A 13,901-nucleotide genomic window follows, 5' to 3' on the forward strand; every position below is an offset into this window, starting at 1 on the left:
CATGCATATGGAAACAATGGAAAAGAGTCAAAACAAGAATTAGAAATCTTATGAAACTTGGAGTTCCAAAGTATAAAGCATATGAATATGCCAATACAAGAAAAGGCTATTGGAGAATATCCAATAGTCCAATTCTAAATGCTACATTAGATAATAGATACTTCAAGAGTATTGGTCTAATGAGCCTATCTAATATTTATCAAATAATAAATTAATCTAATGAACCGCCGTATGCCGAACGGCACGTACGGTGGTGTGAGAGGTCGGTAATCAAAATAATTGATTACCTCCTACTCGATTAACCCATAGGAAAGTTTAAAATTTCTTTGACAGTGAACACTGATTATTACAAGCTTTTTGGTATGTAAGTTATCCAATGCGTTAAAAACAAAAATATATTGCCTTAGAAAGAACCGAAAAGCAAAATAATTAAATTGCATTTTAATATGAAATTATTTTTCTTTTAGAACCTTTTGCATGGCAAAACAAAGTTGCCTCCTGTACTGAAAAGGCAGGTATCAACTACTTTATTTGTGATTGTTAAATTTAGTTAACGCCATTTAAATATAACTTAACGTAAACTAAATACTACATTAAAGAAGATTGGTTATTATAGAGTTGTAAATAATTTAATAGTTTTTTGGAGGTAAAATAATGAAAAGAAAAAATTTGAAGTTAATAGTAGGTACATTATTTATTACATGTATAGCAGGAGTAATTACAGCATGTGGCTCAGAAAATACCGTTGCTGGTGATGTGACAATAAGCGGTTCATCAGCATTGCTTCCTTTAGTAGAGAGTTCTGTAGAAGGCTTTAATGAAAAATATTCAAATATAAATATTAATGCACAGGCAGGAGGATCTGGTACTGGCTTAACACAGGTTTCAGATGGGACAGTTGATATAGGTAATTCAGATATTTTTGCAGAAGAAAAACTTGGTAAAGATAAGGTGGCAGAACTTAAGGATCATGAAGTTGTAGCCCAAGGTTTTGCTGTTGTGGTTAATAAAGAACTTGGAATTGATAATTTAACTAAACAGCAGATTAAAGATATATTTTCAGGGAAAATAACTAATTGGAAACAAGTTGGAGGTATTGATAAAGATATATTTGTAATTCATAGACCATCTTCATCAGGTACTAGAGCTACCTTTGTAAAAACTATATTAGATGGTGATAAAAATCTTGAAAATGATTCTATGGGTGCAACTCAGGATTCTAATGGAGCTGTTAAAAAAGCAATGGAAGAGAATAAAGGTGCAGCAAGTTATTTAGGACTGTCATATTTAAATAGTGATGATGCAAAAGCTTCTCTAATAGGCGTTAAGATAGATGGGGTTTCCTATGAGAAAGAAAATATTACAAGCGGTAAATATCCATTCTGGTCATGGGGACATATGTATACCAAAGGCGAGCCAAATGAACAGACAAAAGATTTTATTGATTATATTCAAAGTGAAGATAATAGAAAAACAGTTGAAGAATTAGGTTTTATATCAAGTACTGATATGAAAGTTAAATAATTTTGTAGTTAGGACTGATTATTGATGGAAAAAAGAAGCTTTAAAGAGAAGCTGATAAATGAATATATGGGCAAGTTTTTAGTAACTCTTTGTGGTTTATTAATAATGATAACAACAGTAACAATAATATTCTTTGTTGCTAAAAGAGGAGTAATGACATTTGTTAAGGGAAATTCAGGTGTAATTGATTTTATTTTTACGGATAATTGGGAGCCTAGTATTGATAATCCATCCTTTGGAGCGTTATCCTTTATATTAGGATCTACAATTGTTGCAATAGGTGCAGTGGTTTTTAGTGCACCTATTGCAATAGCCCTTGGTTTATTTGTAAATATAATTTCAAAATCTTTAGGTAATAAAATAATAAAACCAGCCTTAGAGATACTAGTGGGTATTCCATCAGTAGTCTATGGATGGGTAGGAGTTACGGTGCTTGTTCCCTTTATAAGAGATTATATAGGTGGTATGGGATATTCAATACTGGCAGGTATTCTAGTGTTAGCATTAATGATTTTACCAACTATATCAAGTCTTTGTGTTGATGCAATTAAAAGTGTACCCAAGGAGCATATTGAAGCATCTTTAGGATTAGGAGCAACAAGGTGGCAGACTTGTAAAAATGTAATAGTTCCAGGTGCAAAAAGCGGAATATTAACAGGAATTGTACTTGGAATTGCAAGAGCTTTTGGCGAAGCATTAGCAGTACAGATGGTAATAGGTAACACGGTAAAAATTGTAGATAGTTTTTTATCACCAGCAGCAACAATGACAAGCATAATTACAATGGATATGGCAAATACAGTAGCAGGCTCGCCTTGGAATGATGCACTATGGTCATTAGCATTAGTACTGCTTATTATTTCTTTCTTATTTATATTGCTTATAAGAAAAATTGAAAAGAGAGGAGAAATATAATGAATTCAAAAAAAGCAGATAAGGTTGCATCAATAATTATATGTATATTTAGCTTTGTTGTAGTATTTATTTTAGGAAGTTTCATAGCATATATATTAGCTAAAGGAGCAAAAATGATAAATATAAACTTTTTGACTAGTGCACCAAAAACAATTGGTGGTGGTGGAGGAATTGGTCCTCAGTTATTTAACTCCTTTTATATGCTTATAACATCTCTTATTATAACAGTACCTATTGGAATTGGAGCAGGAATATATTTAACTGAATATGCAAAGGAAGGGCCTGTAGTAAAGTTTATAAGATTGTCTCTTGAAACACTATCTTCTCTTCCATCTATAGTTATAGGTATGTTTGGTCTTTTAGTATTTGTAAATATGACTGGATGGGGATATTCCTTAATAGCAGGTGCCCTATCAGTAAGTATTTTAAATATTCCTTCAATAACAAGAATATCAGAAAATGCAATTAAGATAGCCACGAAGCAAGTAAAGGAATCCTCTTTAGGACTGGGAGCTACTAATTGGCAGACAATCACAAAACTTACATTACCAATAGCAATGAGTGAAATTTTAACTGGTATTATATTAACCTCAGGAAGAATTTTTGGAGAGGCAGCAGTATTTTTATACACTGCAGGATTGAGTTCAGGAAAAAAACATCCTTATCTTTATTTAGACCTGCAGAAACTTTAGCAGTTCATATATGGAAATTAAATTCTGAAGGATTAGCTGTAGATGCATCAGCCATAGCAGATGGAACAGCAGCAGTATTAATGATTTCAGTACTTTTATTTAACTTATTAGCAAGAGCTATAGGAAATATAATTTTAAAATCATATGGAGGAAAATAGTAAATGGAAATTATAAAAACTAAAGACTTAAATTTATATTATGGAAAAAATCAAGCTTTAAAAAATATTAATATGAGTATTAATAAAAATGAAGTTACAGCTTTAATTGGACCTTCAGGATGTGGAAAATCTACTTTTTTAAGAACTTTAAATAGGATGAATGATCTTATAGAAATAGTAAAGGTATATGGAAAGGTGTATTTTGAAGATAAAGATATATATAAAGATTATGATGAAATACTTTTAAGAAAAAGAATTGGTATGGTATTTCAAAGGCCAAATCCATTTCCGATGTCTATTTATGGTAATGTTGCTTATGGTCCTAGTATTCATGGAATTAAGGATAAGAAAAAACTTGATGAAATAGTAGAAAAATCTTTAAGGGATGCTGCTTTATTTAATGAAACAAAAGATAGATTAAAGAAAAGTGCTTTTGGACTTTCAGGAGGACAGCAGCAAAGATTATGTATTGCAAGAAGTTTAGCTACTTCTCCAGAGGTGATTTTAATGGATGAGCCTACATCTGCATTAGATCCTATTTCGACTAGTAAAGTTGAAGAATTAATAAGTGAGTTAAAAAAGCAATATACTGTTGTTATAGTAACACATAATATGCAACAGGCAGGAAGAATAGCAGATAAGACAGCTTTCTTTTTAAATGGTGAAATTATTGAATATGATAATACTGAAACTATTTTTTATAAACCAAGAGATAAGAGAACTGAAGATTATATTACAGGAAGATTTGGATAAAAGGGGGAGTTTTATGACTGGAATTTTTCAGAAAGAACGAATAAATAAAATTAATAATAAACTTTTGCTTATGGCAGATTTTGTGGAAAAGCAGATTTTAAAAGCTATGGATACCTTAAGGAAGTATGATAATAATTTAGTAGAGGAAATTATAAAAGATGATGATAAGGTAGATAATTTGCAGCAAATTATAGAAGAGGATTGTATAAAACTTATTGCTACTTCTCAGTCTGTTGCTAGAGACCTAAGAAACATTTTTACAGCATCTAAAATTTCCACTGAACTTGAAAGAATGGCTGACCATGCAGTAGATATATGTAAGATTGCTCGTAAGATAAAAGGTAGTTATGAAACATTTCCTAAAGAAGCATCAGTTTTGTGGGAAATGGCGATGAAGTAAGAAAGATGATTGACTTATCAGTTAATGCCTATGTAAATGGAAAGGCAGATGAAGCAAATGAAATATGTAAGATGGATGATAAAGTTGATATATTATATGAAAGTATATTTAGTGATATGCTAAAGACTTTAAAAGAGGAAAAGATAGAATCTAACTTAGGAGCAGAAATTTTATTTATTGCAAAATATATAGAAAGAATATGAGATAGGGTTACTAATATCTGTGAGGGTATCATTTATGTGAGAGATGGCATATATGTAGATTTAAATCAGTAAAAGCTGGCTTAGAAAAGCTGTTTTTTTATGATATACTTGGAAAAAATTTATATATCCTTGAATATAGGGTTTTAAGTAATTGAAAGCTGATTTTTAATTGACTTAAGAAAATTATTAATGTAATATATCATAAGATAGTAATCTTTTGCATAAGACAAAGATGTTTGAAAGATTTATTCTTTTTTAGGTAAGACTATAGATGTATAACCATAAAAGAATTAATATATCGAATTATCTATAGTAAGAGGAGGAATAAAAGATGGCGAAACCAATAGTTGCAATGGTTGGAAGACCGAATGTAGGAAAATCTACTTTATTTAATAGATTAGCAGGAAAGAGAATTTCTATCGTTCAAGATACTCCAGGAGTAACAAGAGATAGAGTTTATGCTGAAGCTGATTGGCTTAATTATAACTTTACAATGATAGATACAGGGGGAATTGAACCTGAAAATGATGATATAATTGTAAAGCAAATGAGAAGACAGGCACAAATAGCTATAGAAACAGCAGATGTTATAGTTTTTATAGTTGATGGTAAAGAAGGAATAACAGCTGCAGATGAAGAAGTAGCTGGTATGCTTAGAAAATCAAAGAAACCTATAGTATTAGTAGTTAATAAGGTAGATTCATTAAAAGAAGAAGAAAATGCATGGGAATTCTACAATCTTGGTATAGGAGAACCTATAACTATTTCAGCTTCTCAAGGTTTAGGACTTGGAGATATGCTAGATAGAGTTGTAGAGCATTTTGATAAAGATGCAGCAAGTGAAGAAGATGATGAATATATAAGAATAGCTATGATAGGTAAACCAAACGTTGGTAAATCATCACTTATTAATAGACTTTTAGGTGAAGATAGAGTAATAGTTTCAAATGTTCCAGGAACAACTAGAGATGCTGTAGACAGTTATCTTGAAAATGACCTTGGTAAATTTATATTAGTAGATACAGCAGGTCTTAGAAGAAAGAGCAAAGTTAAAGAAGAAATCGAAAGATATAGTGTTATAAGAACTTTAGCTGCTATAGAAAGAGCTGATGTATGTATTTTAATGATAGATGCCACGGAAGGAATTACAGAGCAAGATGAAAAGATTATAGGATATGCTCATGAAATGAATAAAGCGATAATGGTTATAGTAAACAAGTGGGATTTAGTTGAAAAAGATGATAAGACAATGGATAAGTTTAAGAAAGACTTACAACAAAATCTTAAATTCTTATCTTACGCAGAATATTTATTCATATCAGCATTAACAGGTCAAAGAACACATAAAGTATTAGAAATGGCTAAAAAATGCTATGATAACTACAATAAGAGAGTTTCAACTGGTATTCTTAATGATGTAATAAACAAGGCAGTATTAATGAAAGAACCACCAATAGTTGGACTAAAGAGATTAAAGATATTCTATGCTACTCAAGTAGCAACAAAACCACCTAAGTTTGTATTCTTCGTAAATGACGCAAGTGCTAGACACTTCTCATATGAAAGATACTTAGAAAATCAATTAAGAGATAGCTTTGATTTTAAAGGTACAGGAATTCAGATTGAATACAGAGAGAGGAAGGAAAAATAATGACAAGAACAGCCTTTGTAGGCGGGGGTAGTTTTGTAACTGCACTAGCTATTTTACTTGCAGAAAAAGGTGAAGAAGTTTCAATTTATGCCAGGGATATTAATGTTGTTAATGATATTAATAAAAATAGAAAGAATGATAAGTATATTAAAGACTTAAAAATTCCTGAAAATGTAACAGCATATAATTCTATAGATGAGGCAGTAAAAAATGCTGATTTTGTAGTTCTTGGTGTACCATCACATGTGATAGGAACTATGGCTGAAAAACTTAAGGGTAAAATAAATAAAGATGTTATAGTAATATCTATAGCAAAAGGTATAGATCAAGAGACTGATGAAAGATTATCGGTTGTAATTGAGAAAAAGCTTTATAATCCTGTAGTGGTTTTATCAGGACCAAGCCATGCTGAAGAGATAGCATCTAAGCTGCCAACAACAATAGTAGCATCGTCAAGAAACATGGAATATGCAAAAAAGGTTCAGGATTTATTTATGACTGATACTTTAAGAGTATATACTAATGATGATATTGTAGGCGTTGAAATTGGAGGAGCAGTAAAAAATATTATTGCACTTGCTTCAGGTATATTAGACGGATTAGGATATGGCGATAATACAAAGGCTGCACTTATGACAAGAGGTATGAAAGAAATATCTAGAATAGGAATAAAGCTTGGAGGAAAGGTTGATACTTTTTATGGTCTTACTGGAATGGGAGATTTAATAGTTACCTGTACTTCAATGCATTCTAGAAATAGAAGAGCTGGAATACTTATTGGAGAAGGGAAATCACTTCATGAGGCCTTGTCAGAAATAGGAATGGTTGTAGAGGGAGTTAAAGCTTGTAAAGCCTTCTATGAACTTAAAGAAAATATAGGTGTATCTATGCCTATAACAGATGCATTATATAAAGTATTGTTTTTAGGAAAAGATCCAAGACAGTCCATTAATCAATTAATGACTAGAGATAAGAAAAACGAGAATATATAAATTAGAGAATTCTGCCACATATTAAATTTGGCAGAATTTTTTCTTTCTTTGAATATATATTTTAATAACGATAAATTTTTAGAAGTTCTATGAATATTTATCATATTCTCAAATATATATATACTGTTAGAAATTATTTGTGGGAGGTAATAACTTGGACAGCTTCAATATATATAAAGATATTGCTGAAAGAACTCAAGGGGACATATACGTTGGTGTTGTAGGCCCAGTTAGAACTGGAAAATCAACATTTATTAAAAAGTTTATGGACATTATGGTTATACCAAAGATTGATAACAATTATAAGAAAGAAAGAGCTAAAGATGAGCTGCCTCAAAGCGGGTCTGGTAAAAGTATTCATACTACTGAACCAAAATTTGTACCCAATGAAGCTGTTGAGATAAGTCTTGATGATGAAATCAATTTTAAAATACGTCTAGTAGATTGTGTTGGCTACATAGTTAAAGGCGCATTGGGTTATCTTGATGGTGAGGATGCAAAAATGGTTCATACACCATGGTATGAATATGAAATACCTTTTGAAGATGCAGCTGAAATAGGAACTAAAAAAGTAATTCAAGATCATTCAACTATAGGACTTGTTGTTACAACAGATGGAAGTATTACAGGTATAGATAGAAATGATTATATAGATGCAGAAGAAAGAGTTATTAATGAACTTAAAGAGATGAATAAACCTTTTATAGTTGTTTTAAATTCATCAAAACCTAGTTCACCTGAGACAAAGGCTATAAAAAAGGATATGGAAGAAAAGTATGATGTTACGGTCCAGATTTTAGATGTATTTAATATGGGCGAAGAAGATATAGAGGATATATTTAAACATGTACTTAATGAATTCCCTGTTAAAGAAATCAATATAGATATGCCAGAATGGCTTGAAAAATTAGAGCCTTCACATTGGCTAAAAAAAGATTTTTTCAACATAATTAAGGATATGAGCAAAGACATATCGAAAATAAAAGATGTAAAGGCATCCCTAAAAGCAATAAAGAGCGATGAGTACTTAGGAACTTCTGAGCTTCTAGAAATGAATCTTGGTATTGGTATAGGAAGAGTACTTTTAAAGCCTGAAGACAGCGTATTTTATAAGGTATTAAGCGAAATATGTGATTTAGAAGTTGAGTCAGAAAGTGATTTATTGTCCTTAATTAAGGAATTGAATTATGCTAAGAAAGAGTATGATAAAGTTAAAGATGCCCTTGAAGAAGTAAAAACAACAGGTTATGGATTAGTTGCGCCACAGCTTACAGAAATGAAGTTTGAAGAACCTGAAATAGTTAAACAAGGTAGTAAGTATGGTGTTAAACTTAAAGCAAGTGCTCCATCTCTACACCTTATTAAGGCTGATATAAAAACAGAAATTAGTCCTATTATGGGATCTGAAAAAGAATCTGAAGAACTTGTTAATGCATTATTAGAGCAGTTTGATAATGACCCTACAAGTTTATGGCAGAGTAATATGTTTGGTAAGTCATTAGAAGTCCTTGTAAAGGAAGGTCTTCAAAATAAGCTTTATAGAATGCCAGAAGACGTTCAAATAAAAATTCAAAGAACTCTTCAAAAAATTATTAATGAAGGAGATGGCGGATTAATCTGCATTATCCTTTAAAATGAAAAGAGGATTCAAATATTTGAATCCTCTTTTTTGTATATATTATCTAATTAGCAAACCTTGAATATCCATCCTTCTGGAGCTTCAACATCACCAAATTGAATTCCAACTAATGTATCATAAAGTTTCTTAGTTATAGGACCAACTTCAGTTTCGCTGTAGAATACGTGAAGTTTTCCTTTATAATCAATTCCACCAATCGGTGAAATTACAGCAGCAGTACCACATGCACCTGCTTCTTTAAATATATCTAAGTTATCAATAAGTACATCACCTTCAACAGTTTCAAGACCTAAATATTCTTTAGCTAAGTATAATAAAGAATACTTAGTTATACTAGGTAAGATAGATGGTGATTTTGGTGTTACAAACTTATTGTCCTTAGTTATACCAAAGAAGTTTGCAGAACCAACTTCCTCAATTTTTGTATGTGTTGCAGGATCAAGATAAATACAATCTGCATAGCCATTATCAGCAGCAATTTTATGTGATTGTAATGAAGCTGCATAGTTTCCACCAACCTTTTGTTGACCTGTACCATAAGGAGCTGCTCTATCATAATCAGAAATCATAAAGTTTACTGGAGCCATTCCACCCTTGAAATATGGTCCAACTGGCATGCAAAATACAGTAAATATATATTCTTTAGCTGGCTTAACACCTATATTGTCACCGACTCCAATTACTATTGGTCTTAAATATAATGTTGCTCCAGTTCCATAAGGAGGAACAAATCTTTCATTAGCCTTTACTACCTTTTTACAAGCTTCAACAAACATATCTATTGGAACTTCTGGCATTAATAGTTTTCTACAAGAATTTTGCATTCTAGCTGCATTTCTATCAACTCTAAAAAGTTGTACATCTCCAGACTTTGTTCTATATGCTTTAAGCCCCTCAAAACATTGTTGTCCATAATGTAATGCTGGCGAAGCTTCACTAATAACTAACATGTTATCTTCAGTAAGCTTTCCTTCATCCCATTTTCCATCTTTCCATCTAGCGATGAAACGATAATCTGTTTTGATATAATCAAAACCAAGTTCTTCCCAATTTATATTGGTGTTTTTATCCATTGTGATCTCCCCAATCTATATATATTCTTATAATTATTGTATCACTTTATAAGAAATGGTAAAGAAAAATTTTAAAAAGTTCATAATTAAAAGGAAATAAAATATAATATAGTAAAGGAGTTATTAGTATTAGAAAATATATTACAAAGATGAAAATGATTTTTTTGTTATTAAAATAAATGAGGCGTGGTGAGGAAGGTATGAGAAGTTATTATAAAGCTTATAAAAAAGTAGGACGAATAAATGCTTCTTTAGCAGAGAAATTAGGGTTTTCATTTGATGGAAGTGTGTATGCCTCACCTGGGGTACTAAGCCATATAAAAAAGCACCATGGAAAGCAGCTTACAAAAATGGTTAAAGATAACTTGATAAATGTAATTGAAAGTATATTAGAAAAGCCAGATTATATAGGTGTTGATAAGAAAAGAGGAAAAAAGGGCGCTTTGGAGCTAATAAAAAAAGTTGATTCAACTCTTTTATTAGGATTAGAAGTGGATCTAGATGAAGAATATATTTATGTGTCCACACTTTATCCTATAACAAAAAGTAAAATAAATAATAGAATATATAGTGGAAGGATAATAAAATATGAAGATTTAGAAGTAGATAACATGTGAAATTCCAAATGTTGAAAAAAATTATAATAAGATTTATAATAATTAAAGTTGTATTTTTGAGGTGAGAAATGGCTCCTCACGCGCTATATTTATATAGTAACCAGAGATGCAGGATACGCCGCCCTGCCAAAAATATATTTACTAAAGAGTTTTTATTATAGAAATGCTAAAGAAAAATGGAGGAAAAAGTGTATATGAAAAAAGTAGCAGTAGTTTTTAATGGCGGAACAATATCTATGAAAATTGATGAAAGAATACATGCAGCAGTACCTTCATTAAGTGGTGAAGAGATAATGGCTATGGTAACAGGTATAGAAGGATATGCTAAAGTAGAATCATATAATTTCTCTGAACTTCCATCACCACATGTATCACCATCTTTAATGCTTGAACTATCTAAGTCAGTTACAGAACTTTTAGATAGAGAAGATATAGATGGAGTAGTTGTAACACACGGAACGGATACTTTAGAAGAAACTGCTTATCTTTTAGATCTTACAATAGAAAGTGAAAAGCCTGTAGTAGTTACAGGAGCTATGAGAAGTTCATCAGAGCTTGGATATGATGGACCTGCAAACTTAGCAGCATCTATATGTACAGCAGTATCAGATGATGCAAAGGGTAGAGGAGTATTAGTATGCTTTAACGGAGAAGTACATAGTGCTAGAGGAGTTACAAAAGCAAATTCTATGGCTTTAAATGCCTTTAGAACTCCTAACTTTGGACCCATTGGAATTGTAGATAATAACGAAGTTATATTTTATAGAAACTGTCCAGTTGGAAAACATGTAAAAATAGATAAAATAGAATCAGATGTAGCACTTATTAAGTGTGCAGCAGGAATGGATTCAGATTTTATAAACTATGTTATTGATAAGGGATATAAAGGAATTGTTATTGAAGCCTTAGGTAGAGGGAATATTCCTCCACAAATGGTTGAAGGTGTTAAAAGAGCTATAGATAAAAATATACCTGTAGTTATTGTATCAAGATGTTTTGAAGGCCGAGTATTTGAATCTTATGGATATGAAGGTGGCGGCAAACATTTAAGAGATTTAGGTGTAATCTTTGGAGATACAATGCCAGGACAAAAAGCTAGAATTAAACTTATAGCAGCATTAAATTATTCTAAGGATTTAGAATTTATAAAATCATTTTTTGAAGATGGATTATATGTTTAAATAGAGATTAAAAAACAGTCTTGATTTTTTAAAATCAAGACTGTTTTTTACATATTAATCATTTTGTTTAAAAAAATTTTTGGAGGAAATTGAATATAATATTAAAATAAAAAATAGTAAAAACTTAGAATAAAAAAATTAAAAGCGAATAATATATATTGTGCAAAAAAAATTCATACATGTTATTGACATACTTAAAAGTAAAAATATATAATAATGTTCGTAATAACACTCATATAATGGTGAAGATATGGTTCACAAGTTTCTACCAGATACCGTAAATATCTGACTATGTAGTGCTGTAAAATTTATTAGCAGGGGGATAATTTATGAATAACAATGTAGAAGAGAAAAGAATTCTAAGTATTCTATGCAATGAAAATGTAGACTTTAAGAAAGAAATTATGGCAGGAGTAACAACTTTCTTAACAATGGCATACATAATTGCTGTAAATCCAAGTATTTTAGGAGTTACAGGAATGCCTATGGGAGCATTAGTTACAGCAACATGTTTAGCAGCAGGGCTTTCAACAATACTTATGGGTGTTTACGCAAATCTTCCTTTTGCACTTGCATCAGGAATGGGACTTAATGCATACTTTGCATATACAGTTGTTTTGGGAATGGGTATAAATTGGGAAACGGCACTTACAGCTGTTTTTGCTGAAGGTATTATATTTATTTTACTAACAGTATTTAAGGTTCGTGAAGCTATTGTAAAGGCCATACCTAAGTGTTTAAAAAGTGCAGTAACAGCAGGTATTGGTTTATTTATAGCTTTTATAGGTTTTCAAGATGCTAAGGTAGTTGTATTAAATGAAAGTACATTAGTAAGTATTGGAGATTTCAAAATGCCAACTGTTTTAATTGCTTTATTAGGGGTAGTAATAATAACAGTTTTAGAAAAGAAAAGAGTTAAAGGTTCAATACTTATAGGTATTTTAATATCAACAATTGCAGCATGGGGATATGCTTTATTTGATCCTTCTTATGCAGCATCTTTAGGAATTACTCTTCCAGATGGAATAATAAGATTTGAAAGTATAGCACCTATAGCAGGAAAGATAGATTTTAGTTATGTACTTGATTCAGAAAAAATAGGAACATTCCTTACAATAGTATGTACATTCTTATTTGTAGACTTCTTTGATACAATAGGAACATTCCTTGGAGTTTCTTCAAAGGCTGGAATGATAGATGAAGAAGGTAATATGAAGAATATGAGTAAAGGACTTATGATAGATGCCATTGGTACTACTGCAGGAGCATGTCTTGGTGTTTCTACTACTACAACCTTCGTAGAAAGTTCAACTGGAGTTGCAGCAGGAGGAAGAACAGGATGGACAGCAGTAACAACAGGAGTTTTATTCTTAGTTGCAATGTTCTTCTCACCAATATTTATGGCAATACCAACATGTGCAACAGCACCAGCTTTAATATATGTAGGTTATTTAATGTTAGGTTCAGTAAAAGAAATTAATTTTACTGATGTAACAGAAGGAGTACCAGCCTTTTTAACAATAGCTTTAATGCCTATGACATATAGTATTGGTGATGGTTTAACATTTGGAGTATTATCATATGTAGCAATTAATGTTTTATATAATCTGTTCTTTGCTAAGACAAAGGGAGAAAAAAACAAAATTTCGCCTATAATGATAATCTTAGGAATAGTATTTATATTAAAATTAGTTATGATCTAGTTAGCTAAGTTATAAAATATAGTAATAAATAAAATTAGTTATTTGAATATGGGTGAATGTCCTTTAAAGTTTGTATTTTCATAAGGATATTCACCCTTTATAAATTATATAAATCTTATAAACATTATTTATTGAATATTAAAACTTTTAAAAATATATTTTTCCTTTAAAATGACACTACATAATTAAGCCTAAGAGCTTTTCTTACACTTCTTAAAAATATTCTTTAATGCTTTCTTATAACAGTTATATAGAATATTCTTTTGAAATTCCTCTCTTAAGATTTTTTCTAGGTATAAAAAAATGGCTGTATTATGAATAAAAGTGATAAAATATGTCAATCATTTTAACAAAGATTTTTAAGGAGATGATGTATTTGAATTCGTATAAGTACAATGAT

Annotated in this window: 12 protein-coding genes, 2 pseudogenes and 1 riboswitch; of the genes and pseudogenes, 13 read left to right on the forward strand and 1 reads right to left on the reverse strand. The window is 30.7% G+C overall.

Annotation, left to right across the window (positions count from 1 at the left end; all coding sequences use genetic code 11):
- The 10 genes and pseudogenes from BM384_RS17925 to spoIVA form a co-directional block, all read left to right on the forward strand.
- A pseudogene (locus BM384_RS17925) lies at positions 1-215 on the forward strand (group II intron reverse transcriptase/maturase); the annotation flags it as partial.
- 439 nt (positions 216-654) lie between these two features.
- A complete protein-coding gene (locus BM384_RS07170; RefSeq protein ID WP_090012462.1) occupies positions 655-1,524 on the forward strand; it encodes a phosphate ABC transporter substrate-binding protein in 870 nt (289 codons plus the stop codon).
- Between the two features lie 24 nt (positions 1,525-1,548).
- Positions 1,549-2,439, forward strand: coding sequence for a phosphate ABC transporter permease subunit PstC (gene pstC, locus BM384_RS07175; RefSeq protein ID WP_090012464.1), 891 nt, complete (start codon positions 1,549-1,551; stop codon positions 2,437-2,439).
- Positions 2,439-3,289: pseudogene (gene pstA / locus BM384_RS07180) on the forward strand (phosphate ABC transporter permease PstA). The gene pstC and the pseudogene pstA overlap by 1 nt, the downstream one beginning before the upstream one ends.
- A 3-nt stretch (positions 3,290-3,292) precedes the next feature.
- Positions 3,293-4,042 (forward strand): phosphate ABC transporter ATP-binding protein PstB, encoded by a 750-nt coding sequence (gene pstB / locus BM384_RS07185; protein WP_090012465.1) that lies wholly within the window; start codon positions 3,293-3,295, stop codon positions 4,040-4,042.
- A gap of 13 nt (positions 4,043-4,055) precedes the next feature.
- Positions 4,056-4,442 (forward strand): phosphate signaling complex PhoU family protein, encoded by a 387-nt coding sequence (locus BM384_RS18175; RefSeq protein WP_242945972.1) that lies wholly within the window; start codon positions 4,056-4,058, stop codon positions 4,440-4,442.
- On the forward strand, positions 4,421-4,645 hold the full coding sequence (locus tag BM384_RS18180; protein WP_242945973.1) for a PhoU domain-containing protein: 225 nt from the start codon (positions 4,421-4,423) through the stop codon (positions 4,643-4,645). Before BM384_RS18175 ends, BM384_RS18180 begins: the two co-directional genes overlap by 22 nt.
- 331 nt (positions 4,646-4,976) lie before the next feature.
- Complete coding sequence (der, locus tag BM384_RS07195) at positions 4,977-6,296, forward strand: ribosome biogenesis GTPase Der (protein WP_090012467.1); 1,320 nt, start codon at positions 4,977-4,979, stop codon at positions 6,294-6,296.
- The gene (locus BM384_RS07200) at positions 6,296-7,288 is read left to right on the forward strand and encodes an NAD(P)H-dependent glycerol-3-phosphate dehydrogenase (protein ID WP_090012469.1); all 993 of its coding nucleotides are present in this window, start codon (positions 6,296-6,298) and stop codon (positions 7,286-7,288) included. Before der ends, BM384_RS07200 begins: the two co-directional genes overlap by 1 nt.
- Positions 7,289-7,442: 154 nt before the next feature.
- Positions 7,443-8,921, forward strand: coding sequence for a stage IV sporulation protein A (gene spoIVA / locus BM384_RS07205; RefSeq protein ID WP_090012470.1), 1,479 nt, complete (start codon positions 7,443-7,445; stop codon positions 8,919-8,921).
- Between the two features lie 53 nt (positions 8,922-8,974).
- Here the strand turns inward: spoIVA and BM384_RS07210 are convergent, their stop codons facing one another.
- A complete protein-coding gene (locus tag BM384_RS07210) occupies positions 8,975-10,000 on the reverse strand; it encodes a branched-chain amino acid aminotransferase (RefSeq protein WP_090012472.1) in 1,026 nt (341 codons plus the stop codon).
- A gap of 200 nt (positions 10,001-10,200) precedes the next feature.
- On the opposite strand from BM384_RS07210, the gene BM384_RS07215 reads away from it, so the two are divergent.
- From BM384_RS07215 to BM384_RS07225, 3 genes are all read left to right on the forward strand, one after another.
- A complete protein-coding gene (locus BM384_RS07215; protein WP_090012473.1) occupies positions 10,201-10,617 on the forward strand; it encodes a PBECR3 domain-containing polyvalent protein in 417 nt (138 codons plus the stop codon).
- Between the two features lie 194 nt (positions 10,618-10,811).
- Positions 10,812-11,798, forward strand: a complete 987-nt coding sequence (locus BM384_RS07220; RefSeq protein WP_090012475.1) for an asparaginase — start codon at positions 10,812-10,814, stop codon at positions 11,796-11,798.
- Positions 11,799-12,010: 212 nt separating this feature from the next.
- Positions 12,011-12,111: riboswitch (purine riboswitch) on the forward strand.
- Between the two features lie 16 nt (positions 12,112-12,127).
- Positions 12,128-13,501 carry an NCS2 family permease gene (locus BM384_RS07225; protein ID WP_090012476.1) on the forward strand — a complete coding sequence of 458 codons (1,374 nt, stop codon included), beginning with the start codon at positions 12,128-12,130 and terminating at the stop codon, positions 13,499-13,501.
- The last annotated feature ends 400 nt before the right edge of the window (positions 13,502-13,901 follow it).

It is taken from the genome of Clostridium sp. DSM 8431 (assembly GCF_900116755.1).
Lineage (GTDB): Bacteria > Bacillota > Clostridia > Clostridiales > Clostridiaceae > Clostridium.

Excerpts from the sequence above, each read along its gene's own strand:
- BM384_RS07200 (WP_090012469.1), top strand. The coding sequence starts at position 6,296 with ATGACAAGAACAGCCTTTGTAGGCGGGGGTAGTTTTGTAACTGCACTA.
- pstB (WP_090012465.1), top strand. The coding sequence starts at position 3,293 with ATGGAAATTATAAAAACTAAAGACTTAAATTTATATTATGGAAAAAAT.
- der (WP_090012467.1), top strand. The coding sequence starts at position 4,977 with ATGGCGAAACCAATAGTTGCAATGGTTGGAAGACCGAATGTAGGAAAA.
- BM384_RS07210 (WP_090012472.1), bottom strand. The coding sequence starts at position 10,000 with ATGGATAAAAACACCAATATAAATTGGGAAGAACTTGGTTTTGATTAT.
- BM384_RS07220 (WP_090012475.1), top strand. The coding sequence starts at position 10,812 with ATGAAAAAAGTAGCAGTAGTTTTTAATGGCGGAACAATATCTATGAAA.
- pstC (WP_090012464.1), top strand. The coding sequence starts at position 1,549 with ATGGAAAAAAGAAGCTTTAAAGAGAAGCTGATAAATGAATATATGGGC.
- BM384_RS18175 (WP_242945972.1), top strand. The coding sequence starts at position 4,056 with ATGACTGGAATTTTTCAGAAAGAACGAATAAATAAAATTAATAATAAA.
- BM384_RS07170 (WP_090012462.1), top strand. The coding sequence starts at position 655 with ATGAAAAGAAAAAATTTGAAGTTAATAGTAGGTACATTATTTATTACA.
- BM384_RS07225 (WP_090012476.1), top strand. The coding sequence starts at position 12,128 with ATGAATAACAATGTAGAAGAGAAAAGAATTCTAAGTATTCTATGCAAT.
- BM384_RS07215 (WP_090012473.1), top strand. The coding sequence starts at position 10,201 with ATGAGAAGTTATTATAAAGCTTATAAAAAAGTAGGACGAATAAATGCT.